Here is a 26,199-nt window from a genome sequence, read left to right on the forward strand (position 1 = left end):
GTAGATTGGAGAAAATCGCTAAGGAATACTTGAAACTGTACCGCGACCCGGCAGTGACAGAATATCTCTATATCTATGAGGGTATGGACGAGTATCTTCAAGCGCAGAAAGAAATGTATTGGAAGCTTCACGAGAAAGCAATGGAAGCCGAAAAACAAATCGATCCATTCGGCTATAAATCCCTCATGAGGAATCCGTATCTTACCGGATTGTATCTTGCCTTTCAAGAACGGGATTATGAAATGCTACATAACGCAATTTACCATAATAGCAAGCACGAACTCTCAAAATTCAGCTCTGGAGGATATGATCACAGCGGGAACTTCTGGAAGGTCTTGGACGCCATGGCCTCCAATCATGTGGATGTGGTTGAAGCGTGTTTTCCGGAAGAACTGGGTCTGTGCAAGAACGGATATCCGCCTTTTGTGAAAACAAGCAATTTGCTGATGGCACTATGGTATCAGAACGATGATTGGCTGGGTGCGGCTTATACGGAAGGGACGAAACTTCTCGGGCAGAAAAAAGGCCTGTGGGAAAAAGCAATCATGGAATTTCTGTTGGCGCTTGCGGACCAGGATGCAGATCGGGCTTCCGAAGCATTGGGAAAAGTCTGCAAGACTTCCAGGAGAGTGGACAGGCCGAAACTCTATAAAATTCTGTGCACAGAAGCCCACGGCCTTTATCACATCGCGAGACATCTGCTGCCGGAGGAATTATTCAACCGGATTGAGATGCCTGATAACCCCAATTTCTGCGAGGGACTGGTCAAGTGGCAGGAGGAGCAGGGATACCCTGAAATGGGCGCGCTGATCGTGCATTATCCGGGTGAGCTCGGCTTCATGAACCGTATCCTGAACCTGCCTGTCCAACGTTGTGTGCTTGAGGGATCCGGAAAGCGCCAGACGGTTGATGTGAAGGAAATGAAAAAGAGGGCATTGGCTACATTGCAGCTTGGCACGACTCAAGCAGCAAGGAGGGATGCCCGTGATCACTGAAATTCGTTTTGAGACCACCGAAAGCGGGCCGCTCCTGCCAAACCAGGAACGCGTCCATGACGTGCGCATTACACGTAAGGGCCTGATTGTCCATGAGCTCCTCTCGACAAAAGAGGCAGGCGAGCGCGGCATGCGCCACACCAGGAATGAGTACAACATAGATCCGGATCGGGCGGCCGCTTTCCTGGATTCCCTCACCACTGAATTTCAGGTCGGTGAGTGGCCAACGGATTTCGGTTCACCGGTTCTGGAAGGTAGGACGTACGAGGTGACCATCCTCCAGGATGACGGATCGGTGCAGCGTTCCCGCGGCACGGTCGACCTGCCGCCTGGCGGAGAAGAGATCGCTATGGCCGTCCGTCGACTTGCGGCATTCAAAAAGGACCCCTGGGTATTTTGAGAGAGGGTCCCTGAGCATTACCTCCAAGCCGGTATCGGTATTGGAGGTTTATTCTTGTTTATTTTCACTGCGCCTGAAGGCATCTGTAACCACGTTGATCAGTCCGCCCAGTAAAGTTCCGGCCAGAATCGAGATGGCCATGAATCCAAAACCGATTCCCTCCCAGCCCCCAATAATGAAACTGAAAATAAAAATGCCCAAGCTGATGATCAACAGACCCAAAAACACGAATCTCAGATACTGTTTTTTCTTTTCCGGCACTGACTTTTCCAGAACAACCGACGCGATCACCATTAGGAGTGCTGCACCCAGTGCGATAAAAATAAACACTTCAAAGCCTTCCATATCAAACTGCCCCCCATTCTCTCCGTGATCCCTTCTCCTTTAAAGAACGCTTCACGCGTCTATTCGGTTCCAGTATATAGAAATTAAGTCATCCATCCAGATATTCCTTCAGTATCTTCAGTCCGATCTCCAATTCTTCCAGTGTGTCTGTGGAGGAAAGTCCGACGCGCAAGTATTTGTCCGCTGAGGTTGAGGCGTTCAGGAAGCGGTCAGAGTGGAAAACACGGACGCCGCGTTCTTTCAGGGCGGATTCCAATTGTGTCGCAGAATGGTGACCCGGAATCTTCAGCCAGCGGTAGAAACTGAGCGGGTGCTCCGTAATAGGGTTGAAGGAGAAGTAGCGCCTGTAAATCTCATTCGCCTCCTCTGCGAGCCGCTTTTTCTCGAGAACAATCTGCTGTACCTGTCCGGACGTAATGAGTTCCGTGATCACTTCTGCGTCGAAGGATGACGTCTTCACGTTGATGTTGAAGACCGCCTGGATGATCTTGTCCCTGAAGGCATCCCCAAAGGCAATATAGGCGACCCGGAGTCCCGAGCAGATCGACTTGGAAGTGCCGCAGATGTATACAGTCTGATCAGGGAGCATGCTGAACAGGGGCTGACCGTAGCCTGGGAGGACATCTGCTGTCAGAAAGGCATGGATATCATCTTCGATCAGAATCAATCCGTGCTTGCGGATCACGTCTGCAAGTTCGTTTTTCCGTTCTTCCGTCATCATGACAGTCGTCGGGTTGCAGCAAGAAGGCATTAGGAAGATTCCGTGGATGGCTGACAGCCGGCACTGCCTGTCCAACTCCCGGGGGGACATGCCTGCCCCGTCTCCCGCTATCGGAATCAGCTGGACATGGAAAATCCTTGCGAGTTCAATGAAGTTGGCATAGGTAAACTGATCGGTCGCGATTCTGCTGCCCGGCTCGAACAGTGCCGCCATGACCACGGCAAGGGCATTCTGGGCGCCGGAGACGATGGCGACGTTGTCCGGGGCCGCTTGGATACCGAACCGGTCCATCCAGTTGAGGGCAGCGGCCTTCTGGTGGGGGATCCCGGTCGGATCCTGGTAGTTCAGCAATTGGTCCACGTAGCGCTTGTCGGTCACATTCCGGATGGCGTCTGTCACCAATGTGTTGGTCTGTTCGAAGGAGGCGACGAACGCAAGGTCGATCAGGTTTTCCCGATGGTCTGCCGTGATGGTGACGGAGCGGGCGGCATTTGGAGCGACGAATGTGCCGCTTCCCGTCACGGCGTAGATCAGTCCGCGCGATTCGGCCAGCTTGTAGGCGCGGGTGATCGTCGTGAAATTCAGGTCCAGGAAGTCTGCGAGTTCCCGCTGGGGCGGCAGCTTGGTGCCGGGTACGAGAAAACCGTTGGCGATATCCTGTTCCAGAAGTGCGGCAAGGGATTGGTAGACCGGCCGCTTCAATAAGTCTTTGTCTGGTTTCCATGACATCGGGTAATGGTCGAATGAGTTGGTCGGCATGGGACACCTCGGTCGGAGTGAATTTCCCCCATCATAGCACGCATCCTGAATTGTAATCCATACACTTTTGCCCTTCATTGTATGGATTATTTGTGATACATATAGATAAAGACAATCAGGAAGTGAAACATATGAAGAATAACAATCATCTCAGAGCTGCATTCCGGGCGGCGTTCCCCCACACGATTCCGATCATGGCGGGATTCCTTTTCCTCGGGATTGCATACGGCATCTTTATGAATTCATTGGGGTTCAGCGCAATCTTTCCGATTCTGATGAGTATGCTGATTTTCGCAGGCTCCATGGAATTTGTTGCGGCAAATCTGCTCCTGCTGGCGTTTAATCCGGTCCAGGCGCTTCTTCTGACACTGATGGTGAACGCGAGGCACCTGTTCTACGGAATATCGATGCTGGACAAATTCAAGGGGACCGGGAAAAAGAAGAATTACCTCATCTTCGGAATGTGCGACGAGTCGTTTGCGATCAACAGCTCGGTGAAAGTTCCGGAGGGCATCGACAAGGGATGGTTCATGTTCTTTGTCACGTTGCTTAATCATTCCTATTGGGTGACCGGATCCGCAATCGGAGGCTTGTTCGGCTCCATGATCACGTTCAGTACGGAAGGGCTGGAGTTTGTGATGACTGCACTCTTCGTCGTGATCTTTACCGAACAGTGGATGAGCCAGAAGCGGCACCTTAGTGCGCTGACGGGTATCGGAATCTCTGCCGCCTGCCTGATCCTGTTCGGCGGCGAGCGCTTCATCATTCCGGCCATGCTTGGGATTCTGGGCGTACTGACACTGATGCGGAAGCCGCTTGAAAAAGGCGAGGTGAGCACGGCATGATGACCACGGAGCAACAGGTAATTACGATCGGCATGATCATCCTCGGGACGGTGCTGACGCGATTCATCCCGTTTTGGCTGTTCCCTGCCGACAAGCCGACGCCTGCCTATATCCAGTATCTCGGCAAAGTGCTGCCGGCGGCGGTCATCGGGCTGCTCGTTATCTACTGCTTCAAGGATGTAAGCCTGACCGCGGGGAACCGGGGAATTCCGGAACTTCTTTGTGCAGGGATCACCATGCTGCTTCATTTCTGGAAGCGCAGCATGCTGCTGTCGATTGCCGCAGGAACGATCAGCTATATGGTGATGGTGCAGATGGTTTTTCAATGATTATACAAACGCGCCTGGCCGGGCGCGTTTTGTGATATCGGCATCCGGGGGAATCAGCCTGTCCTGTTCAGCTGCATCCTCCGCTGATACGTCGACAAGAGGACACCCCCGATAATGAACAGGGAGCCGAGCACCTGGTAGCCGGTGATGGGGTTGCCCAGAAGGATAAGGCCCATGACCATCGCGACAAAGGGCTCCAGATTGGATAAAATCGATGCTTTTGAAGCATTCACATACCGGATCTGCTGATTCCAGATCAGGTTGGCCGCGCCATGGACGACGACAGCGGTCACAATCAGCAGCATCCAATCGGACCATTCCGTACTGACCTTGAGCGGGCGATCCAGGATAAACACGAATGGAACGGATACCGCCCAGCCGACAATATTCGAATAAAGCGTGATCGTCAGCGGATCGACCCTGCTGGACAGGAGCCGGGTGACGATGACCATGATGGCGAACGTCACCATCGTGACGACGATCCAGTAGAGGCCCGGATCAATTTGGATCGAAGATAGGTTTCCTTGGGCCACCACGAAATAAATGCCCAAAATGGCGACGCAAGAGCCGGCAATCATACGAAACGTCAGCTTTTCCTTCAGAAAGATCGCGGCCAGGAAACCCGTCAGCACAGGGGCGGTGGCAAGGATCAGTGCGGAAGTCGTGGGGTCGGCGGTCTGCAGGCCTTCAAAGAAAGACCATTGATTGATGAAGACGCCGACGATTCCGAGAATCACAATGACCAGGAAATCGGACGCGGACAAACGGGGCAACTGTTTCCGGGGTAAAGAGAGAATGCCGAGAAAAAGGACGATGAACAATAATCTCAGCATCGTCAGTGCGGCAGGGGAGAAATCCTGTACGAGCATTTTGCCGAATATGAAATTGCTTCCCCATACCAACACACAAAAGATCAGCCAGGCATATGATTTCAGCAAAACCGCTCAACCTTCCTACATGGTTTGGACTAAGCTATTTTAATCATGGCGGTGCCGGCTGTATAGGTTTTTGTTTGCGGCACATCACATGAAGAAGCTTCACAACCCTGAATAGAATATCGGTTAAAAGCCATCCTCCTGAAACAGGGAATGGCTTTTTTGTATCCCGGTTCATTTTATTGAATCAATAGACTTGACGAAATCGAGATATTAAAATATATTTAATTACGAAAAGTAACTTGAGGTTCCATTCCGGGTCTGTGAGCAGCTGCAGGCAGATCCGTCTTTGTCAGGCCATCCGGCCCTTTTCAATTTTTTATCAGGAGTGAACAGATGGATGAATTCAAAGACTGGAAAGCCGGCATTTGAGATCGGCGTATATACACTCGGCGACCTCGTGCCGGATCCGCATACCGGAAAGACGGTCAGTGCGGGGCAGCGCCTGAAGGAAATCCTCGAGGCGGCAAAGCTTGCTGACCGGCTCGGGCTCGATGTGTTCGGAGTCGGAGAACACCACCGGCTGGACTACGCGGTTTCTTCGCCGCCGGTCGTACTTGCAGCTGTTGCCCAGGCGACGGAACGGGTCAGGCTGACAAGCACGACGACGGTCCTCAGCACCGTTGATCCTGTCCGGCTTTTCGAGGACTTCGCGACACTGGACCTGCTTTCGGACGGACGTGCGGAAGTCATGGCAGGCCGCGGGGCTTTCATTGAATCGTTCCCTCTGTTCGGCTTTGACACGGCGGATTACGATGCATTGTTCGAAGAAAACTCGGAGCTGTTCCGACTGCTCAACGAAAAGGAGATCGTGGATTGGAGCGGGCGTTTCCGCTCTCCTCTCCGGAATGCGGAAATCGCGCCCCGTCCCGTGCAGCCGGAAATCCCGTTCTGGATCGGTGTCGGAGGGACACCGGAGAGTGCAGTACGTGCAGGGCGGCTCGGCGCCGGCATGGCACTTGCCATCCTCGGCGGGCCGCTTGGCCGGTTCCAGCCGTTTGCCGACCTGTACAGGAAGGCAGGGGCAGAGGCTGGACATGATACGGAATCTCTCCGTGTGGGCGTTACGGGTCATGGCTTCCTTGCAGAAGACGGTGAAGCTGCCCGGGATGCATTTTATCCGTACTACTCCGGCTACTGGGCTGAAGTGAATCGTCAGCGCGGAATGGCCTTCCGGATGAGCAGGGAGGACTTCGGCCAGATCACCGGCCCGGACAATGCCCTATTCGTGGGCAGCCCGGAAGAAGTGACGGAGAAGATCCTCCGCCAGCATGAACTGTTCGGCCATACCCGTTTCCTTGCGCAGCTGGACATTGGCGGCCAGCCGTACGAGCAGGTTGCCCGGAGCATTGAGCTCCTGGCCACCGAGGTTGCTCCGGCTGTCCGGAAAGCAATTGGATAAACACCAAAAACTATCTTATAGGAGTGATCATCATGGGATTTTTCTCTAAACTATTCGGCAAAAAACAAGAAGCGGCACCTGTAGTGCCCGAAAAGCTCAAGATCGGAATCATCCTCGGGTCCACACGTGAAGGACGCGTGAGCCCTCAGGTCGGCGAGTGGCTCAAAGGCATCGCGGACGGCCGCAATGATGCGAACTATGAAATCATCGACATCCAGGACTACCAGCTCCCGTTCGTCGGCACGACAGATGGTTCGGAGCCGGGCATCGCCAAGTGGAATGAGAAGTTGGCAAGCCTGGACGGCTTCGTCTTTGTCGTACAGGAATACAACCACAGCATCTCAGGTGTCCTGAAAAACGCACTTGATACTGCGCGTGAAGCTTGGGGAGATAAACCGGCGGGCATCGTCAGCTACGGCTCGACAGGCGGCGCGCGTGCGGCAGAACACCTCCGCGGCATCCTCGGCGAACTGTCGGTTGCCGATGTCCGGACACATCCGACTCTGTCCCTCTTTACCGACTTCGAGAACTTCTCCGAGTTCAAACCGGCCGAACTGCATCTTGAAAACGTCAATGCGATGCTCGGCGAAGTCAACGAATGGGCCGCAGCGTTCAAGACACTTCGTGAAAGCTCGAAGGAAGCAAGCCTGGTCTAAGTTCAGCAACAAGCACTTCGCTGTACAGGCGGGTCTGCAGCAAAAGCCATCATCCTGAAAGGATGGTGGCTTTTTTGTGTGGAGAAGAATTGCGTCATGACCTCGGCGAAAAGGAGATGAACTAGCCCTTGGATGAAAATGTTTCTAAGGTAATTCTATGCAGTTCCTTATTTAAACCAGTGATGAACATTAGCAAAGTCCGCTTTCTTCGGAAAAACATGAAAATAATTTCCTGAAGTTATTTTCAGAATTTACGATTCCTTTACTTGTTTCGGATATGAAATTAACATCCGGCCATTAGACTCGGATACAGGTCAGCGGGTGAGGTGATTCAAATACATAAGACGATTCAAGAGCGGATCCAGGAAAACTGGGGAGGCCTGTCAGCGGGCCAAAGAAGCATTGCAAAAGGGTTATTGGAACGGAAAGACCATTACATGCATCACAAGATCGAGAATTTAAGCGGGGAGCTATCCGTCTCCACCGCAAGCTTTTCACGCTTCGTAAAAAAGCTGGGGTTTGAAAATTACACGGCGTTCCGGAAGCAATTGGCTGAGGAGATGCTGGTGAACCTGGATCCCACAAAGAAGATGCAGACATTTCTCAGCAAAATCGGTGATGAGCATGTCGAAATGGAACAGCAGATTTTTAAAGATATCACGACCATGTCGAAGTTCATGCAAAAAATCGATCATACAGCAGTCGACAAAGCGGTGTCGGAGATCGCGAAGTCCAAAAGTATCGTCCTGATCGGATTGGGAGTGTCCAGATCCCTCGTTTACTTTCTGGACTTCCGACTAAAAAGAATGGGCATCAGGACGAAGCTCATGACCAGCGGCGGCGCAGAGTTCATCGAAGAGCTTACGACGGTCAGGAAAGATGACCTGATCCTTACCATCAGCTTTAAAAGAGAATACAGGGAACTGCTTCTTGCGATGAAGTATGCCAAGAAAAACGGAATCCGTACCATCTCCATGACAGAAGATGTGTGCGGGAAAATCGCAAAAGATGCGGAAATCGTGCTGGAGATCAGCAGAGGACCACAGGAGGATCTGAACTCGATTGCACTGCCTGTATCTTTTTGCAATGCACTGTTGATGAGAGTTGCAACGGTGCAGAAGGAAGAGATTTTTGATCATATGGAGCTTTTAAGTGACCTGAATAAACATTATTGAGATGGAGGCGGTTCAGATGAGGAAGTTGTCATTAATCATGGTTGCCTTGTTTTCGGTGCTGTTTTTGGCTGCATGCGGAAGCAGCAGTGCAAGCGAAGAGAAAAGCGGTACTGCCGGGGGACAGGATAGCCAGTCCGATTGGCCGGAAAAAATCCGGTTTGCGGCCACAGGCATTGAAGGGCTTGAGCAGCTGCAGTTGGAGTTCGAGCCGTTCCGCGAAAAACTTGAAGAAGTGCTTGGTCTGGAAGTGGAGTTTTTTGCTTTGTCCGACCGGGCAACGGCTGTTACCGCCCTTGAATACGACCAGGTGGACATGGTGATGTCGGGTGGCGCGGAATACGTCATGATGCGTGCAGCCGATGAAAACACACAACCGGTTGCGGCACTGACCCGTCCGGGCTATCTTCCATTGATCATTGCGCATGCAGACAGTGGGATCGAAACGATCGGGGACCTCAAAGGAAAGCGCATTGCCATGGATAGTGTCGGCTCGACAAGTGCTTATCTGATGCCGAGCAAGATGTTGGTGGATGCCGGATTCGATCTGGATAGGGATATTGAATCCTATCTGCTTGGGGACGCCATGTATGAGGCTTTCCTGGCCAAGGAAACGGATGCCATGACCATAACCCGTTTGAATTACGAAGAGATGATTGAAGAAGAGGGAGAGGGGCTCTTTACCGTTGTGGCTGAAGGGCAGGAGCTTCCGAATGATCTGATTGTGGCATCGCCGCATCTTCCGGAATCTTTCATTCAGCACCTGCAGGACACTATCCTCGAAAATAAGGAAGCGCTGCTCGAGCAGATCCTGATCACCGGTGAAAATGATAAATTTGCCGATTCCGAGTTTGTGGCGGCGGAAGACAGTGATTATGACGGGCTCCGTGATGCTTACGAAGCCCTGGGAATCGACTATCAATAAGGTCGCCGATTTGCCGAAAACCAATTCAAATGAACGGCCAGTTACAGGTACATAAACAATTCACTTGAGGAAAGAGGCGGATGGATGTTTACGATCGGAACCTCATCAGACGTACTGAGGCATTTACCCCTGAAAAAAGCGATTGAAGTGGTGAGTTCCCATGGATTTGACGGAATTGAGTTGTGGATGGGACATATTACGGGCAGCGGTCTTGCATCACAGGAAATTAAAAGCCTGCTGGCCGAGAGCGGCCTGTCCTATCAGATTCATGCGGATGTGCGGGATATCAATCTGACATCGATCAATCCGGGCATCCGGAAGGAATCGGTCCGACAGACGTTTGAAACAATTGACTATGCAAAGGAACTGGGGGCGTCACTGATTACGCTGCATCCCGGGAGGATGTCCTCTTCAAAGGATCGGGCTGAAGATCTATGGCCGGCCCAAATTGAGTCATTCAAAAAGATTGCGGCATACAGCGAGCAGGCCGGTCTGAAAATCGGGGTGGAAAATATGGAGAAGCGGCCGAAAGAATTTGTTTTGACGGTTGAAGAAGTTTCAAGACTGATCGATGAAGTCGGCAGCCCATCACTTGGGCTGACCCTGGACCTGGCGCATTGCCATAGCATCGGGGATGTCGGGACGTTTGTTGAAGAGATCCGTGTTCCCATCTTTAATGTTCACATCAGTCAGGCGTCAAAGAGCAACATGCATCTTCCTTTCAATACCGAAGCGGAAGACCGGATTAACTTCGGGCCGGTACTGGAAAAGCTCTCCCGGAAATACGATGGCATGCTGATCAACGAATCCTATGAATACGACAATGAAATCGGGACATTGACTCTTGCAGGTCAGGTGCTTTCCGATCTGACGGAGAACTATCTGACCACAACGTCAAATTCAATCTATTAACCATTTGGAGGTTGCCATGATTTCACTGGAAGTCAACCATTTATCAAAAATCTATTCTGGAGAGACAAAGGCGATTGATGACGTCAGCTTTAAGGTCGAGCCGGGTGAAGGCGTCATGCTTCTTGGACATAACGGATCAGGAAAGTCCACGCTGTTCCGATGCATCACAGGATTCGAGAAACCGACCTCCGGAAGCATCCTGCTGAACGATACCGACATCACCAGGCTTTCCCGCAGCAAGCTGCGGCCGGTAAGAAAAAAGGTGGGGATGGTTTTCCAGAACTTTAATCTGACGAACAATCTCAGTGTGTTTCAGAATGTGCTTTTTGGTGCACTGGGACATACGAAAACCTCTTTCCAGACATTTGCACCGTTTGCATCCGATGCCTTGAGGGAGCAGGCGATGGCCTGTCTGGACCGGGTGGGGCTTGCCCATCTTGCCCGGCGCCGTGCCGATCAATTGTCGGGTGGCCAGCAGCAGCGCGTGGCCATCGCAAGGATGCTGATGCAGGAGCCTGAGATTGTACTTGCGGACGAGCCGATCGCAAGCCTGGATCCAAAGGCTGGCCGTGAAGTGATGGACTTGCTGTGGGAAATCGTCAGTGAGCGCGGATTGGCGGTCATCTGTATCCTTCATCAGATGGACGTCATTATGGAATATGGGGACCGTGTGATTGCGCTGAAAGATGGCAGCCTCATTCTTGATGAAGGTGCAGGGGCACTTGACCGCCCGACACTTGAGTCACTTTATCAAAAGGATGTCCAGCTTACGGACAGGCGGGTGTCCTAAAATGGATCGTCACACACCATCCATAAAAGCGGAAATGCCTGCACGCTTCAGACGTCCGTCAATCCTCTCGTTTTTCGGATGGATCCTGTTTATCGCCTTTATCTCGATGGGCATCAATGGCGCGGATATGACGCCTGACCGATTGTTTAATGGCATCCTCAATATCGGAAGCTTTGTCGGCAATGCATTTCCGCCGGACTTTTCGAGGATCGGGCCAATCGTCCTGAGTATGATCGAGACGCTTGAGATGGCACTGGTCGGCACAACTTTTGGGGTGCTTCTGAGTTTGCCGGTAGCACTGCTGGCTGCCAAGAATACCAGCCCGCACCCCGCGATCAGAAGTGCGGTCAAAGGGATCATCATGGTCTTGCGGACCATCCCTGATCTGGTTTTCGCCCTGATTTTTGTAATTGCGATCGGTCTCGGGCCATTGGCGGGCATCCTGACAATCACCGTAGACACCATCGGCTTTTGCGGCCGGTTCTTTGCCGAGCGGATTGAGGAGTTGGACAAGGGGCCGGTTCAGGCGCTGGAGTCGACAGGAGCATCCCAGTTCGGCATCATCTCCGGTTCGGTCATTCCCATGGCGTTTCCGTCTTTCGTGGGCACGAGTCTGTTTGCGGTTGAAAAATCAATTCGCGGAGCGGCAGTGCTCGGGCTGGTCGGCGCGGGAGGTATTGGCGTCCAGCTGAATACGGCCATGTCTTTGAGGAATTTTGACGAAGCCCTGATGATTATATTGGTGATTTTGGCGGTTGTGCTGATTGTCGAAAGAATATCGGCATCGATCAGAAAGAAAGTCTTATAGTATGCAAAAAATGCCCGATCCGGCGAAGCCGGGTCGGGCTAATTATTTGGCCATGCTTAAGTGCGGGCCAGTTCAATGATTTCCTGAATGTACTTAATGGTATTCCGTTCCGCCTGTCCGATTTCGTAATCCAGCCGGTGATTGAGGATACTCGTCATCATGCCCTGCCAAATCAGATTGGTCTTTTCATTGACCGGGTTCATCTGTTCAATCGGGATCTGACCTTCCTCGGCGGCCATCTGAAGCACGGACTTCCCGCGTTTCATCACGCTGCGTTCAAACAGGGTGGGCTGGAGTTCATCCGGGACATTGACCAGTTCTGCCGGGTACGTCTCGTAATAGCGCTGCATGAGTTTCTCCGGCTGGTCACCGAGGTCCATGATAAAGACCGCGTTGAAAAGTTTGGGCGACCTGAACGAATGGCGGATAAAGCATTCCCAGGCAATCACATACTTGTCCAGGGGCGTTTCGCCGTCTTCCATCCGCGCTGTAACTTCTTCGACATAACCGCCCAGCAGCCGCATCGCCGCGAAGAATTTTAGGTGGGAAAGTTCGCTGAAATAGTTGTAAAGCGTGGCACTATTATAGCCGGCGCGGTCCGCAACTTTGCGGATCGTCACTTTGTCGATCCCTTCTTCATGGATGATTTCCACTGTCGCTTCAATGAAATACTTCCACATCCGGCTCTTCTGCAATTGTTTGTTTGTCATACAGGACCGGCACCTCCGTATTCTGATAAATCTTGAAAACGCTTTTGCAAACTATTTTATCATATGTTAGCATAATCAATGGCAGAAAAATAATCATGATTACAATTTAGATTATGATTGTTTATTACTCTGATTGCAAGCTCGTAACCATATATAGAGCAATTGGATTGCCTAAAAAAATTGAGAGGTGATTGGGTGCAGAACGCAAGGATAGACTCCTTTATTTTCTGGTTTGCGATTATTGTGGTCCTGTTTGCCACAATGTCTCTCGTGATCTTCCGGGAAAGTGCAGAACCGGTGCTGGATCAGATCATGACCGGCATTACGTTTAAAATGGATTGGGCTTGGCAGTTTCTCACAATCGGATTGTTTGTGCTTTTGATTTGGCTGGCATTCAGCCGTTTCGGCAAGATCCGGCTGGGGGAAGGAAAGCCGGAGTTCTCGACATTCAGCTGGGGCACGATGCTGTTCACGGCGGGGATGGGGACAAGTATCATGTATTGGTCCATGGTGGAGCCGCTTTACTACTACTCCGGACCTCCATTCGGAATTGAACCCGAGAGCCAGGCGGCTGCAGAATGGTCGCTGACCTACGCGCTCTTCCATTGGGGAATTTCCGCATGGTCCTTGTACGCATTCCCGACAGTTGTCATTGCCTACTCTTATTTCATCAGGAAGCAGCCTTCTCTGAAGATGAGTGTGGCACTGCGCGGCGCACTCGGAAAATATGCGGACGGCTGGCTGGGCAAAGTGATTGATATTCTCGTGATCTGGAGCCTGATAGGCGGACTGGGAACGACGCTCGGCCTCGGTGTCCCGATGGTCTCGCAGGTCGTCGCCCGTGTGTTCGGACTCGAACCATCGCTGATGCTGGATGCCATCCTGGTCATCCTGATCACCGTTGTTTATTCGGCAAGCGCTTACCTCGGTTTGCATAAAGGAATCCGCCGCCTGAGCGACCTGAACGTCTACCTCGCTCTGGCACTGGCGATCTTCGTGCTCCTTGCCGGTCCTACGCTGTTCATCCTGACTTACTTCACGAACAGTTTCGGCATGATGGTCCAGAACTTCGCCATGATGAGCTTTTATACAGACCCGATCGGGCAAAGCGGCTTCCCGCAGGCGTGGACGGTCTTTTATTGGGCCTGGTTTGCGGCTACGGCCCCGTTCATGGGACTGTTTGTAGCAAGGATTTCCCGAGGCCGGACCATCCGCCAACTGATCATGCACATGCTGCTTTGGGGGTCGGTCGGAGCCTGGATTTACTTTATGGTCTTTGGCGGCTACTCGATGAATGCCGAATTGACCGGCAAGCTGAACCTGACTGAAATTCTGGCGGACAAGGGCGGGGACGCCGCGGTAGTCGAGATTCTGAGTTCATTGCCGCTGAGCGCCATCGTCCTGCCGTTCTTCATTGTTCTCGCCGTGATTTTCCTGTCCACATCGCTGGACTCCGCAACGTACGTCCTTGCGGCAATCGCGACAAAAGAAATGCGTCCGGGACAGGAACCGGCCCGCTGGCACCGGATGATCTGGGGCGCTGTGCTTGCGGTGATGGGGATTTCACTTCTTCTCGTCGGCGGTCTGAGGGTTGTCCAGACTTCGGCAGTCATTGTATCGATACCGATCTTCCTGTTCTATATTCTGCTGATCGTTTCGTTGATCAGGTGGCTCAAGAAGGACTTTCCCAAAAAATCAGGGTATGTAATCACTCAGGCTTCCAAGGAGGAATAACCGTTGGTATTTAACGTACGAGAAACAAACCGCTCCGTGCGGGATGAATTTCCGCATCAAGTGAAAGAGCTGAACAATATATGGATTCCGATGTCCGACGGGACGAAGCTGTCCGCTAAAATCTGGCTGCCGGAAGACGCCGAACAAAATCCGGTTCCGGCCATTCTTGAATATCTGCCATACAGGAAAAATGAATTTACGGCACTTCGCGACTCGCTCCGGCACCCATATTTCGCAGGGCACGGTTATGCAAGCATCCGGGTCGACATCCGCGGGACCGGCGATTCGGACGGCATCCTTTATGACGAGTATCTGAAGCAGGAGCAGGATGACGCGCTGGAAATCCTGGAATGGATCGAACAGCAGCCATGGTCGACGGGAAGTGTCGGAATGATCGGCAAGTCATGGGGCGGATTTAACGGGCTGCAGGTGGCCGCGCGCCGGCCCAAACAGCTAAAGACGATCATCACGATCTGCTCGACGGACGACCGGTATGCGGACGATGTCCATTACAAAGGCGGTGTCATGCTGGCCTCGGACATGCTCTGGTGGGCCTCGACGATGTTCGCCTACAATGCACGTCCGGCAGATCCCGAAGTGGTCGGCGACGCCTGGCGGGAGATGTGGCTGAACCGCATGGAGAACACGCCGCCTTATGTCGAAGAGTGGGTCAGGCATCAGCGCCGTGACGCCTACTGGAAACACGGCTCCGTCTGTGAGAACTACGAAGCGATCGAGATCCCGGTCTTTGCGGTTGGCGGCTGGGCGGACGGCTACCCGAATGCCATTCCGAGAATGCTTGAGAATCTTGCAGTACCCCGGAAGGGACTCATCGGGCCTTGGGCGCATGAGTACCCGGAGATGGCAGTGCCCGGCCCGCAGATCGGCTTCTTGCAGGAATGCCTGCGCTGGTGGGATCAGTGGCTGAAGGGGGAAGATACCGGCATCATGGAAGAGCCGATGCTCCGGGCATACCTTCAGGACAGTGTGCCGCCGCAGACCAGCTATGACTACCGGCCGGGACACTGGGTCGCAGAAGAGCAGTGGCCTCCCGCGGCGATTAATGACCAGCGCCTTTACCTGGATGAAAACAAGCTCACCGGAAAGCACGCAGACCGCACTGCCATCAAGGTCGGGAGCGTCCAGCAGCACGGCATGCACGCTGGTGTTTACTGTCCGTTCGGGCAGCCGGGAGATCTGCCCGCCGACCAGCGGAATGAAAATGGCTACGCCGCAGTGTTTGAATCGGAACCCGCTGAACAGGACACCCCGATCCTCGGTCATCCGACCTTCAGCGTGGAATTATCTTCAGACAAACCGCATGCACTGATCGCAGTCCGTCTGAATGATGTCGCGCCGGACGGCTCATCCACACGGGTGACCTGGGGGATGCTGAACCTGACCCATCGTGACAGCGACGAATTCCCGGAGGCGCTCGAGCCGGGCAAGAAGTACACGGTTGACGTGAAGATGGATGTCATCGGTTACACACTGGCAAAAGGGCATCAGTGGCAGCTGGCCATCTCGCCGAACTACTGGCCTCATGCATGGCCGTCGCCGGAAGAAGCGACACTCACCGTCTATCCTTCCGAGGACACCTACCTTTCATTGCCGATACGCGGGGAGAAGGAAATCAATGCGGAGCTGAAGCCATTCAAGCCTGCCGAAACGGCCCCTGTGCTGTCCAAGGACATTCTGCGGGAAGCGAACCGGACACGCGAGATCAAACATGATGTCGTGACGGACGTCTGGACGCTGGATGACTTCTCCGATGAAGGCTCCCGCCGCCTGCATGCCAACGGCCTTGAATACGGCAGCACAAACCGCAACGTCTATACGATCATGGGCGGAGACCCGCTTAGCGCCAAAGTGGAATGCGACTGGACGCTGGATGTTGGCCGAGGTGACTGGCAGACTCATCTTGTTACGAAGAGTGTCATGACTGCCGACGAGAAGAATTACTACCTGACGAACCGGCTGACCGCCTATGAAGGTGACAAGGAAGTATTCGACAAGACATGGGAAGCGGAGATTCCTCGCGACTTTACTTAAAAACATGTGTGCCCGACCCGGCAAATACCGGGTCGGGCGCTTTTTTGTGCACACAATCCCAGATCATTCATTCGCATGGTCCGCCAGAAGTAGCATATGGGCAGCCGGGCATGATCATCCTATACAATAGATGAAACAAATGACCTGAGGAGGATTCCATGTCCGAGAGTTCAATGATTCCGCTTAAAATGACCCGCACGTTTGCCAGTCAACCGGAAAAGGTTTATGAAGCATGGCTGGCGCCAGATATTTTCAGCAAGTGGCTGTTCACTGCAGAAAACACAAATCAGGTGGCTGAGAATCAGCCGGAAGTCGGCGGAAGCTGGGAAATCATCGACCGGCGTGAGGGAAAGGACTACAGAGCCATTGGAACGTATATGGAACTTGACCGGCCGAACCGGATCGTCATGACGTTCGAAATGCCGCAATTCAGCGATACGACCGATGAATTGATCATCAGCCTAAAGGCTGTTCCCGCAGGTACCGAAATGACCTTTATGCAAAATATCACCGTACCCCATGAGGAAGGCTGGGGAGAATCTGAAATCGGGAAAGCACTGCAGGAATACCATGACAGTTCAGAGTATGGCTGGAACCTGATGTTCCAAGGATTAAAAGCACTGTTGGAAACCGGAGAAAACCCTTATAAAGGATAAAGTGAATCTCATTTTGTGGATGAGGACGAGGCCGCATATAAAGAAATGTTCGGAGCAAAATAAAAGCTGTGCGGGACTATGCCGCACAGCTTCTTTCATTTATTGGCCACCTTGTCCAGGTAGCGGCGTACTGCATCAATATTGCCCGCGACTTCCCGTTCGCGCGCCTCGTCTTTTTCCAGTTTGGCGAGGGCTCCTTTTAGAATCTCCTGCTCCTGTTCCCGGGGAACGACGGTGACACCGTCAGCATCACCAATGATAAGGTCACCCTGACGGACCGTGACGCCGCCGCAGGAGACCGGGACATTCGCTTCGCCGGCACCGGTCTTGTTGCTGGCCGCAACGGTCGTTCCCCGTACAAAGACGGGAAAGCCGAGTGCCTTGATATCGCGGACGTCCCGGATGGCTCCATCCACGACCAGTCCGGCAAGGCCGAGCGTCTGCATCATGCCGACGACAAAATCCCCGGCCACGGCCTTGGTGAGATCACCCTTTGCATCGACGACCAGTACATTACCGGGGCTTGCCTCACGCATCGCCCTGAGCATTGCCGGGTTGTCGCCTCCTGGCAGTTTGACCGTGACGGCGCGTCCGGCAATCCGGTATTCCTCACGGAGCGGCTTGAGTGCAGGATCCATATTATTCATCCCGCCGGTCGCATCGGAAACTGCCGTCGTCGGAATGGTTGTGTAGCGGGCGATCAACTCGTCTGTCATGATTATCTCCTCCATAAACTTGGCTGTTATTATCCTATCAAAAAAGTTGAATATTCAAAACGGTTAAGATTTGATGAAAGGATAAAAATTGAGTTTAAAGTCTTGATTTCAAGATAGAACCGATGTATAGTAAGTAACGTAAAGTAACCAACAACAAGGAGGCCAAACAACATGGCAGAAAAGCTTAACATCGGTATTATTCTCGGTTCGACACGCGAAGGTCGCGTAAGCCCGCAAGTCGGACAATGGGTCAAAGGCATCGCGGACGGCCGCGGTGACGCAAACTATGAAATCGTCGATATCGCTGACTACCAGCTTCCATTCCTCGGCACAACTGACGGTTCGGAACCGGGCATCGCAAAATGGAACGAAAAGCTTGCAAGCCTTGACGGCTTTGTCTTCGTCGTACAGGAATACAACCACAGCATCACCGGTGCTCTGAAGAACGCCATCGACTTCGCTCGCGAAGCATGGTACGACAAAGCAGCAGGGATCGTCAGCTACGGTTCCACAGGCGGCGCTCGTGCAGCGGAACACCTCCGCGGCATCCTCGGCGAACTGAAAGTGGCAGACGTCCGCACGCACCCGACACTTTCGCTGTTCACTGACTTCGAAAACTTCTCCGAATTCAAGCCGGCTGAACTGCACCTCACTAACGTTACGGCAATGCTTGACGAAGTGAACGCTTGGGCAGGCGCGCTGAAAACAGTACGCGAAAAGCAAGCAGTCAATCAATAATAATTAAAATGGCCCCTTACCGGATTTGTCGCCGGTAAGGGGCTTTTTCATGTACACGGATCAGGCGAAGGAGCCGGCACTTTTGGCGGTTTCTACTGCCTGCTTGAATGAAGAGAAAGCTGTGAACTGGCGATCCGAATCTGCTTTCATGGAGATGTCCTGTGCAGTTTTGGGGGTGATACCGGTGACGAACAGCCGGCAGCCCATCAGTCTCAGGACATCCTGGATATGGAGCAGGTCAAACACCGGTGTGTTCTCATCCCAATAAAGCCCCGAAATATCAATGATGACCGAGTGGGAGTGGTGTTCCTGGACATATTCGCTCAGCTTGGCAGTCAGACGGCGGTGGCGCTCGAAGCTCATCTCGCCGTTCAGGGAAATGGCCGCGATCCCATCATCGATCGCCAGGACAGGAAGGGACAGACGTTCAATCTCGCGTTCCTTTTCTTCCAGGCGTTTTCGCTGTTCCTCCTCAAGTGTGACATCCGTCTGGGTACCGACAAAGAATAGACGGCCGCCGGTACGGACTGGCTCGATATGAACACGGTTCCAGAAGGGAGTGCCATCTTTTTTATAGTTCTTCACCGTCACGGTGACAGTGGCTTCTTTTCTGATTGCATCGCGCATTTTTTGTACGTCATCCGGATTGGTGTCTGCTCCCTGAAGGAACCTGCAGTTATGGCCGATGGTTTCTTCGGGTGAATATCCGGTCAGTTTCTCAAATGTTTGATTTGCATAGATGACCGGATGGTCTTCCTGTGAAGGGTCGGTGAACAGCGCAGCGGTCTCGCTGCCGTCCAACATCGCTTCAAGGAGAGTAATCTGTGTCTCCGCATCCATTCGTTTGATGGCAATCCCTCCTGAATCTAGTATTCTGACTAACCACATCGTAGCATAGTTCTGCAGAAAGCCCAGACACATATGAAAATTCTCTGTAAGGCAACATTCATGCCATATCCGGTTATCGGCAGGGGTGGGCAGAACATTCCAACATTTCCGCCTGCGGCACCGGAAGTCAGGTATAATGGATATGAGTTGAAAGGAGGCCGATCCCGATGATCCGGACGATTATTTTCGACCTGGACGATACGATCCTGTGGGACAAGAAAAGCATCCAGACGGCATTCGACCGCACATGCGAATTCGCCGCCGAAAAGGCCAAGGTTGACCCGAAGCTGCTGGAGGAAAAAGTGCGCGAAGCGGCACGCGAGCTCTATGCTTCGTATGATACATACGAGTTCACCCAAATGATCGGCATCAACCCATTCGAGGGCCTGTGGGGTGCATTTGAAGATCCGGGCGATGATTTCCGGAGAATGCGCGATATCATCCGCTCCTATCAGAAGGATGCCTGGACGAAAGGGCTGAAGAAAGTCGGCGTGGAGGACTACGAGCTGGCAAACGAGCTGGTCGCGAAGTTTATCTCCGAACGGCGCAAAGCCCCGTTCGTCTTTGACGAATCGTTTGAGGTACTGGAAGCACTTAAAAAAGATTATCGGCTCCTGCTTCTGACGAATGGCGCGCCGAGCCTCCAAAATGAGAAACTGGCCATCACGCCGGAGATCGCACCGTATTTCAATCTGATCGTCATCTCGGGCGACTTCGGGCGCGGAAAACCGGATGCCTCGATATTCCTCCACGTTCTCGAGAAATCGGACACGAAGGCAGAAGAGGCATTGATGGTCGGAGACAACCTGATGACCGATATTCTTGGTGCAAACCGTGCCGGCATCCGCTCCGTCTGGCTGAACCGGGAAGGAACCGAACCGCATTCTGAAGTGAGACCGACCTACGAAATCGACCATCTCGGCAAACTGGCCGATGTGATTAGTGAAGCAAACAGATAAACAGCGTTGTCCATTAAGTCAGTAATATGATGAAAACAGCAAACGGCACGGACTCTGGTCGCTTACCGCGGGCCGGCGCCGAGCTCCGCGTGAAGCGGATCTCGACAGCCCGGCTTTTCCCGCAGGTGTCTCCCGGCGTCCGTGCCGTTTGCCATATGATTTGTAGAAACTGAGTTGTCGGACAGCCAATCAGGCTTTAGATTAATCGGATTCAGAATAGATTAATTGTCAATTTATCGATGTATGTGACTGGAACAGTTTGCTGCGCTTTTGCATGCAGATGCCAATCTACGTGTTGGCATCGGCTAAGGCAATGCCCGAATACGAATAGATGCTTCTTTTGATATCTAATTTGTTGTTGATTGGAGTGAAGGGTGGCGACTCCTGCGGAAAAGGAAGAGCGGAGAGACCCTGCAAGGGGCTCGAGCCTTCCCCGCGGAAAGCGTCCACCCGGAACGGAAATCAACAGCTCACGATGAAGAACTAGATGAAGAACTATAGGAATCATTAGAGAAAATCTCTTCCAAAGAGATGACTTCGGAAGAGATTGGTCTAACCAAGAAGGCTCCCGCATGTAGCGGGAGCCTTCTTTATCTTCTATTATAGATCAATCGTCCGGACTGCGTGGATGTCCTCAATCTCAAGGAGACGGCTGACTTCTTCCGGCTTTACTTCATTGTCGACGGTGATCATCATGATCGCATCACCGCCTGCAGCGGAACGTCCGACCTGCATGGTGGCGATGTTGATGTTTTCTTCTGCAAGGAGGGTGCCGACGCGGCCGATCGCACCCGGCTGGTCCTTGTGTTTGATGAGGAGCAGGTGACCGGCAGGGACGACGTCGACGACATAGTCATCGACCTTGACGATGCGTTCTCCGAGACCGTTCAGCAGGGTGCCGGACACGCTGTGTGTCTCGTCGCCGGCCTTCACTTCAACCGTAATCAGGTGCTGGAAGCCCTTCGATTGGGTTGTTTTGTGCTCAGAGACCCCGATGCCGATCGAATCGGCGAGGAACTTGGCATTCACATCGTTCACGTGATTGCCGAGGTTGCGCTTCAGGATTCCCTTCAGCGCATTGCGCGTGAGCGGGCGCACATCGTACTCAGCCAGATCACCCGCATAGCGGATGTTCACTCCGGTCAGCGGCTTGTCGAACAGGTGGGAGACAAAGGCGCCAAGATCTTCGGCCAGGTCGAAGAACGGTCCGATCTTAGCCAGGACTTCACGTGTCACGGACGGCATGTTGACTGGATTGCGGACAGGATTGCCGCCGAAGAAACGCACGACATCCCGGCCGACGTCGATCGCGACACTTTCCTGGGCCTCAATCGTGCTCGCGCCAAGGTGAGGCGTGGCGATGACCTGCGGCAGGTCGAGCAGCCGGTGGCCGACAAATGGCTCCGTCTCGAAAACGTCCAGCGCTGCACCGGCGACTTTACCCGACTCGATCGCTTCATAAAGCGCATCTTCGTCGATGATGCCGCCGCGTGCGCAGTTGATGATTCGGACACCGTCTTTCATCTTGGCGAAGCGATCCGCATTGATGAGGTGGCGCGTTTCTTTCATGAGAGGGGTGTGGACAGTGATGAAGTCGGCTGCGCCCACAACTTCATCCAGCGTGCCTACGGCAATGCCCATTTCCTTCGCGCGTTCTTCTGTAAGGAACGGGTCGTAGGCGATCACCGACATCCGCTGGCCCTTGGCGCGGCGCGCGACTTCCGCTCCGATCCGGCCAAAGCCGACAATCCCCAGTGTCTTTTCCTTCAGCTCGACACCGACGAATTTCTTCCGGTCCCATTTGCCTTCCTTAAGGGACAGGAACGCCTGGGGGATATTCCGGGCGAGGGCGGTCATCATGGCGATCGTATGCTCTGCAGCCGAATTGGTGTTGCCGTCCGGCGCATTGACGACGATGATTCCGCGCTCAGTGGCCGCTTCAAGGTCGATGTTATCTACGCCGACACCGGCGCGTCCGATGATCTTCAGGTTATCGGCCGCTTCGATGATTTCGCGGGTGACCTGGGTTTGGCTGCGGACGAGGAGCGCATCCGCGTCTTTCACTGCAGCAAGAAGTTCCTCGGGTGTCATGCCGGTCTGGATCTTAAGCTCGACGCCTTCCGCTTCCCGGAGCGGCTGAAGTCCTTCTTCGCTGAGCGGGTCGCTGATGAGGATGACGGCGTTTTTCACTGTGGTTTCTTTCTCAATCGTTGTATTCATCATTGAGGATCCCCTTTCCCTAGGTAAATCTGCTGAGCGGCGGCAACGCCTTTGCCAAGTTCAATGTCCTGGCCTGCTTTTACGATGCCGATTTCAATCAGTGCAAGCGTCTGGAGCACATCGCCGGGAGACGCATAGCCCATATGGCCGATCCGGAAGATGGCGTCTTTCAGGTGTTCCTGGCCTCCGGCGACAACCAGGTTAAATTCTTCCTTCAGCACTTTGCGCAGCTTGGCGGCGTCAAAGGCATCCGGCCGGATCGCCGTGACGGTCGGGGAGGCGTCTTGATCATTCGCGAGAAGCGGGATGCCGAGTGCCTTGAAGGCGGCACGGGTCATGTCTTTCATGAGTTCGTGGCGGGCGATGACCTCCCCGAAACCTTCTTCCTCGATCAGTTGGATCGTCTGCTCCAGACCATAGAGGAGGGAAGTGGCCGGTGTGAATGGCGTCGAGTCCTTTTTCAGGTTATCGCGGTACTTTGTGAAGTCGAGGTAAAATCCGCGTCGCGTGTTCTTCTCGATTACTTTCCAGGCGCGGTCGCTGCATGCGGCGAACATGAGGCCTCCCGGAAGCATCAGCGCTTTCTGGGAGCCGGTGACGAGAATGTCAATTCCCCATTCATCCATCTTCGACTCGACACCCCCGATGCAGGAAACGCCGTCTACGATGAACAGGGCATCCGACTCATCGCGGACCGCCTTTGCCAGCTCGGCGACCGGGTTCAGGACACCGGTGGATGTCTCGCAGAAAGTGGCGAAGACCGCTTTGGTTTCAGGGTTCTTCTTCAGGGCTTCGCGGATCTCGTCAGGAGAGACCGAATGACCCCACTCCGTTTCAATCTCGTGGACAGTGACCCCGTAGGCATCGAGGATCTTGACGAATCGCCTTCCGAACGCACCGGTGACGGCAACGATCACTTCGTCGCCTTCGCCGACCGTATTGACGACAGCCGCTTCCAGGCCGGATGTGCCGCTTCCCGCGAAAATCATCACGTCCTGTTCCGTTCCAAACACCTTTTTGAGGCCGGGACGGATTCGGCGGATCAATTCGGCAGTCTCGCTTGCACGGTGGCCCACCATCGGCTGCGCCATGGCGCGCTGGACGCTCGGCGGTACCGGAGTCGGTCCCGGAATACGAAGATACTGTTGGTCTTTCAGCATGTCTATTTCCTCCTTGGTCAGATCAAATTGAAATGAAAAAAGCCATTCGTCCCCTGCAGTCTGCAAGGGGCGAACGGCTTTAAGCCACGCGGTGCCACCCTTATTCGCCGCCGGAATCCGGCGGCCTTCGTTGACATGGATAACGGCCATGGCCGGACGGGCTTACTTGGTTCAGCACGCCAATATCAGAAGCGGAACGTCCGGGCGGGACTGCCGGTTTGCACCAACCACCGGCTCTCTGGGAATCCCTGGAATCCTGACGTATGTCTCCCTCAAAATTGTTAGACGATTTCTTAAGTTGTGACTATCATAACACGCTAAAACTCGATGTCAACCCATCATTCGTCTTTGGGATCGAAACTTTTGGTTGATGCCCTATATGAAAAGGTTTTCATCGGAATAAGCACGAATTAAATCATTTCACTACTCGAATGTTCGTGTTTTTGGGTTTTGAAAATAAATTCCTCCAGCTTGCTCTATACGGACGAAAGCAACCGGACCGCCAAATCCGTTGGCTTGAATCCCGGCGAAGCGGGAATACCAAGAAAGATAAGAGGATTTTACAGGCGAAAGGAGTTTACTGCGTTGGAAAATGTCATGATCGGTTATTTCAGCGAAGAGCAGGCAGCGCTTGATGCGCTGGCGGATTTGGAAAGTTTGCAAAAAGCGGGCGGCGAGACGCAGATTGCACAGGTCGGCATCTTCAAGAAAGACCAGGGGATGATCAGCCTGCGCCGTTCCTTCGGTTCGGGAGCGGAGGCCGATGAGTCGATCATCGGCGGCATCATCGGAGGAATCACAGGTGTCATTGCGGGACCTGTCGGGACGCTGCTCAGTGTGGGTGTCGGCGGTTCTGTCGGCTCGGAGGAAAACGCACCGCATATGATGCCGGATGCCAACCTTTTCTGGTCCATGACTTTGCGGATGAAGGACGAGCATATCGCCATCGTCGCGGTTGTGCAGGAATTGGATCAGTCGCCGCTGGATCAGCTGTTCGGAGGTTACACTGCTGTCACCGAACGCTTCGGGGCTGCGGAGGTCCAGGAAGAGATCGAGCATGCCCGAAACCTTCAGGACCGGCTTGAGAAAACGGTCCGTGATGAATTGACGGCAGAACGTTCTGCGCAGCGCGACAAAAGGGTTCAGGATCTGAAAGTGACTGTGAAATCCGATTTTGCGAACATGATGGCTGAACAGTGAGAGAGGCTCCGGATGTATTCCGGAGCTTTTCTGTTTTGTCTGCAGATTGAAACCGGTGCCGGAATCTCCGGAAGCCCAGGTGATGGGGAATTTTGTGACTCTCTCTTCAGTAAAGACTCTCGGTACAGAGCACTTTTCGACAAGCAATCACAAGATGGGAGGCTCCTCTCTCTGAAATAGTGGGGAACAATGGTAAACTGATGGAATAAGGAAGTAAGAGAGTCGCTGCGGAAGTACAGAAGGGGGAGATGCGCTGTTGAAGACGCTGAACGAGAGGCTGTATGACGATCTGTTGGAAAAAGCGGATGAGATGACCGACGAGTGGTTGTCCGATCGGGTGGTCAAGAGGGGGTCCATCTACTCATCTGCGGCCGGTGATCAGACGGTCGAGATGCTCCGTGAACAGAATCGGCTGACGATCCGTTCCATTTCAACCCGACTGTCCGGTCATAAAGGGCATTTTGAGGGGATGAAAGAGAAGTGGGCGGAATGGGTGGCGGAAAGCCGCATCCAAAGCAATACGCCCGTCCATGAAGTGTTTGATTCTGTCATGCGGTTCCGTACCGTCTTCTGGTCGTTTATCGAGCGTTTTATCCGCGCGAATAACGACGAGGTGCATCGCACGGATGTCCTCCGGTGGGGAAGAGAGATGAATCACGCTTTTGATGACCTGTTCCATGAGTTCACCAGAACCTATCATGAAATGACGGAAGCACGCCTGACTGCCCAGCAGGCGCTGATTCAGGAGCTGGGAACACCTGTGATCAAGATCGACTGCGAGCGGGGCATTCTTCCGCTGATCGGTGACATCGACACCGACCGGGCCCGGATCCTGAAGACGGTCGTTCCGGAGCGGTGTGCACAACTCGACATCAACCACCTGTTTATCGATCTGTCCGGCGTCACCATCATCGACACGATGGTTGCCCAGCAAATGTTCGAGCTCATCCAGATTCTCAGCTTGCTCGGCATCCGCTCCACCATGACCGGAATCCGGCCGGAGATCGCCCAGACTTCCGTCCACCTTGGGCTCGATTTTAGCCTGATCCGCACATATGGTTCGCTCCAGCAGGCGCTGGAAGAAACTCCGGTGCTGGAAAAATAATCAGACAAGCCGCCTGCGGGCGGTTTTTTGGCCTGCTTTTGGTAATCCCTTCCGCAAGTATGACCCG

26 protein-coding genes are annotated in these 26,199 nt (G+C 53.3%); 18 read left to right on the plus strand and 8 right to left on the minus strand.

Annotated features, from left to right (window positions below):
• The first annotated feature begins 5 nt into the window (after nt 1–5).
• A complete protein-coding gene (locus tag AV656_RS10160; RefSeq protein ID WP_063181570.1) occupies nt 6–995 on the plus strand; it encodes a hypothetical protein in 990 nt (329 codons plus the stop codon).
• Nucleotides 985–1,395, plus strand: coding sequence for a hypothetical protein (locus AV656_RS10165; RefSeq protein WP_063181572.1), 411 nt, complete (start codon nt 985–987; stop codon nt 1,393–1,395). The genes AV656_RS10160 and AV656_RS10165 overlap by 11 nt, the downstream gene beginning before the upstream one ends.
• A 48-nt stretch (nt 1,396–1,443) precedes the next feature.
• Here the strand turns inward: AV656_RS10165 and AV656_RS10170 are convergent, their stop codons facing one another.
• Nucleotides 1,444–1,740, minus strand: coding sequence for a YesK family protein (locus tag AV656_RS10170; RefSeq protein WP_063181574.1), 297 nt, complete (start codon nt 1,738–1,740; stop codon nt 1,444–1,446).
• A gap of 88 nt (nt 1,741–1,828) precedes the next feature.
• Nucleotides 1,829–3,220 carry a PLP-dependent aminotransferase family protein gene (locus tag AV656_RS10175; protein ID WP_063181576.1) on the minus strand — a complete coding sequence of 464 codons (1,392 nt, stop codon included), beginning with the start codon at nt 3,218–3,220 and terminating at the stop codon, nt 1,829–1,831.
• A 131-nt stretch (nt 3,221–3,351) separates the two neighbouring features.
• Between AV656_RS10175 and azlC the strand changes: the two genes are divergently transcribed.
• Together azlC and AV656_RS10185 are read left to right on the plus strand one after the other, a co-directional pair.
• Nucleotides 3,352–4,065, plus strand: a complete 714-nt coding sequence (azlC, locus tag AV656_RS10180; protein ID WP_063181578.1) for an azaleucine resistance protein AzlC — start codon at nt 3,352–3,354, stop codon at nt 4,063–4,065.
• The gene (locus AV656_RS10185; RefSeq protein WP_063181731.1) at nt 4,065–4,394 is read left to right on the plus strand and encodes a branched-chain amino acid transporter permease; all 330 of its coding nucleotides are present in this window, start codon (nt 4,065–4,067) and stop codon (nt 4,392–4,394) included. Before azlC ends, AV656_RS10185 begins: the two co-directional genes overlap by 1 nt.
• 53 nt (nt 4,395–4,447) lie before the next feature.
• Here the strand turns inward: AV656_RS10185 and AV656_RS10190 are convergent, their stop codons facing one another.
• On the minus strand, nt 4,448–5,332 hold the full coding sequence (locus tag AV656_RS10190; RefSeq protein ID WP_063181580.1) for a DMT family transporter: 885 nt from the start codon (nt 5,330–5,332) through the stop codon (nt 4,448–4,450).
• 337 nt (nt 5,333–5,669) lie between these two features.
• On the opposite strand from AV656_RS10190, the gene AV656_RS10195 reads away from it, so the two are divergent.
• The 7 genes from AV656_RS10195 (at nt 5,670) to phnE (ending at nt 11,994) form a co-directional block, all read left to right on the plus strand.
• Nucleotides 5,670–6,731 (plus strand): LLM class flavin-dependent oxidoreductase, encoded by a 1,062-nt coding sequence (locus AV656_RS10195; protein ID WP_063181582.1) that lies wholly within the window; start codon nt 5,670–5,672, stop codon nt 6,729–6,731.
• A gap of 32 nt (nt 6,732–6,763) precedes the next feature.
• Entirely contained in the window at nt 6,764–7,387 is a 624-nt protein-coding gene (locus AV656_RS10200) for an NADPH-dependent FMN reductase (protein ID WP_063181584.1), read from the plus strand.
• 326 nt (nt 7,388–7,713) lie between these two features.
• A complete protein-coding gene (locus tag AV656_RS10205) occupies nt 7,714–8,562 on the plus strand; it encodes a MurR/RpiR family transcriptional regulator (protein ID WP_082818706.1) in 849 nt (282 codons plus the stop codon).
• A gap of 16 nt (nt 8,563–8,578) precedes the next feature.
• Nucleotides 8,579–9,484, plus strand: coding sequence for a phosphate/phosphite/phosphonate ABC transporter substrate-binding protein (gene phnD, locus AV656_RS10210; RefSeq protein WP_197462239.1), 906 nt, complete (start codon nt 8,579–8,581; stop codon nt 9,482–9,484).
• A gap of 84 nt (nt 9,485–9,568) precedes the next feature.
• Nucleotides 9,569–10,396, plus strand: a complete 828-nt coding sequence (locus tag AV656_RS10215) for a sugar phosphate isomerase/epimerase family protein (protein WP_063181589.1) — start codon at nt 9,569–9,571, stop codon at nt 10,394–10,396.
• Nucleotides 10,397–10,412: 16 nt separating this feature from the next.
• A complete protein-coding gene (gene phnC, locus AV656_RS10220) occupies nt 10,413–11,186 on the plus strand; it encodes a phosphonate ABC transporter ATP-binding protein (protein WP_063181591.1) in 774 nt (257 codons plus the stop codon).
• A 1-nt stretch (nt 11,187) separates the two neighbouring features.
• Entirely contained in the window at nt 11,188–11,994 is an 807-nt protein-coding gene (phnE, locus tag AV656_RS10225) for a phosphonate ABC transporter, permease protein PhnE (protein ID WP_063181594.1), read from the plus strand.
• A 56-nt stretch (nt 11,995–12,050) separates the two neighbouring features.
• Here phnE and AV656_RS10230 read toward each other — a convergent pair whose 3' ends face one another.
• Nucleotides 12,051–12,704 (minus strand): TetR/AcrR family transcriptional regulator, encoded by a 654-nt coding sequence (locus AV656_RS10230; RefSeq protein ID WP_063181596.1) that lies wholly within the window; start codon nt 12,702–12,704, stop codon nt 12,051–12,053.
• Between the two features lie 195 nt (nt 12,705–12,899).
• Here AV656_RS10230 and AV656_RS10235 point away from each other — a divergent pair, with 195 nt between their 5' ends.
• From AV656_RS10235 to AV656_RS10245, 3 genes are all read left to right on the plus strand, one after another.
• On the plus strand, nt 12,900–14,438 hold the full coding sequence (locus AV656_RS10235) for a BCCT family transporter (RefSeq protein WP_063181598.1): 1,539 nt from the start codon (nt 12,900–12,902) through the stop codon (nt 14,436–14,438).
• 3 nt (nt 14,439–14,441) lie between these two features.
• The gene (locus AV656_RS10240) at nt 14,442–16,490 is read left to right on the plus strand and encodes a CocE/NonD family hydrolase (RefSeq protein WP_063181600.1); all 2,049 of its coding nucleotides are present in this window, start codon (nt 14,442–14,444) and stop codon (nt 16,488–16,490) included.
• 158 nt (nt 16,491–16,648) lie between these two features.
• On the plus strand, nt 16,649–17,146 hold the full coding sequence (locus AV656_RS10245; RefSeq protein WP_063181601.1) for an SRPBCC family protein: 498 nt from the start codon (nt 16,649–16,651) through the stop codon (nt 17,144–17,146).
• 95 nt (nt 17,147–17,241) lie between these two features.
• Here the strand turns inward: AV656_RS10245 and AV656_RS10250 are convergent, their stop codons facing one another.
• A complete protein-coding gene (locus AV656_RS10250; protein WP_063181604.1) occupies nt 17,242–17,862 on the minus strand; it encodes an RraA family protein in 621 nt (206 codons plus the stop codon).
• Between the two features lie 171 nt (nt 17,863–18,033).
• Here AV656_RS10250 and AV656_RS10255 point away from each other — a divergent pair, with 171 nt between their 5' ends.
• Entirely contained in the window at nt 18,034–18,600 is a 567-nt protein-coding gene (locus tag AV656_RS10255; RefSeq protein ID WP_063181606.1) for an NADPH-dependent FMN reductase, read from the plus strand.
• Nucleotides 18,601–18,660: 60 nt separating this feature from the next.
• Here AV656_RS10255 and AV656_RS10260 read toward each other — a convergent pair whose 3' ends face one another.
• The gene (locus AV656_RS10260; protein WP_063181608.1) at nt 18,661–19,440 is read right to left on the minus strand and encodes a PAS domain-containing protein; all 780 of its coding nucleotides are present in this window, start codon (nt 19,438–19,440) and stop codon (nt 18,661–18,663) included.
• 215 nt (nt 19,441–19,655) lie between these two features.
• On the opposite strand from AV656_RS10260, the gene AV656_RS10265 reads away from it, so the two are divergent.
• Nucleotides 19,656–20,447: an HAD family hydrolase gene (locus tag AV656_RS10265; RefSeq protein ID WP_063181610.1), complete on the plus strand. Its 792-nt coding sequence runs from the start codon at nt 19,656–19,658 to the stop codon at nt 20,445–20,447.
• A 600-nt stretch (nt 20,448–21,047) separates the two neighbouring features.
• Here the strand turns inward: AV656_RS10265 and serA are convergent.
• A complete protein-coding gene (serA, locus tag AV656_RS10270) occupies nt 21,048–22,667 on the minus strand; it encodes a phosphoglycerate dehydrogenase (protein ID WP_063181733.1) in 1,620 nt (539 codons plus the stop codon).
• Nucleotides 22,667–23,827 (minus strand): pyridoxal-phosphate-dependent aminotransferase family protein, encoded by a 1,161-nt coding sequence (locus AV656_RS10275; protein WP_063181612.1) that lies wholly within the window; start codon nt 23,825–23,827, stop codon nt 22,667–22,669. Before AV656_RS10275 ends, serA begins: the two co-directional genes overlap by 1 nt.
• A gap of 585 nt (nt 23,828–24,412) precedes the next feature.
• Here AV656_RS10275 and AV656_RS10280 point away from each other — a divergent pair.
• Both AV656_RS10280 and AV656_RS10285 read left to right on the plus strand, forming a co-directional pair.
• The gene (locus AV656_RS10280; RefSeq protein WP_063181614.1) at nt 24,413–25,027 is read left to right on the plus strand and encodes a hypothetical protein; all 615 of its coding nucleotides are present in this window, start codon (nt 24,413–24,415) and stop codon (nt 25,025–25,027) included.
• Nucleotides 25,028–25,283: 256 nt separating this feature from the next.
• Nucleotides 25,284–26,132: an STAS domain-containing protein gene (locus AV656_RS10285; RefSeq protein ID WP_082818708.1), complete on the plus strand. Its 849-nt coding sequence runs from the start codon at nt 25,284–25,286 to the stop codon at nt 26,130–26,132.
• The last annotated feature ends 67 nt before the right edge of the window (nt 26,133–26,199 follow it).

Source organism: Bhargavaea cecembensis, assembly GCF_001619585.1.
In the GTDB taxonomy this organism is placed as follows: Bacteria; Bacillota; Bacilli; order Bacillales_A; family Planococcaceae; genus Bhargavaea; species Bhargavaea cecembensis_A.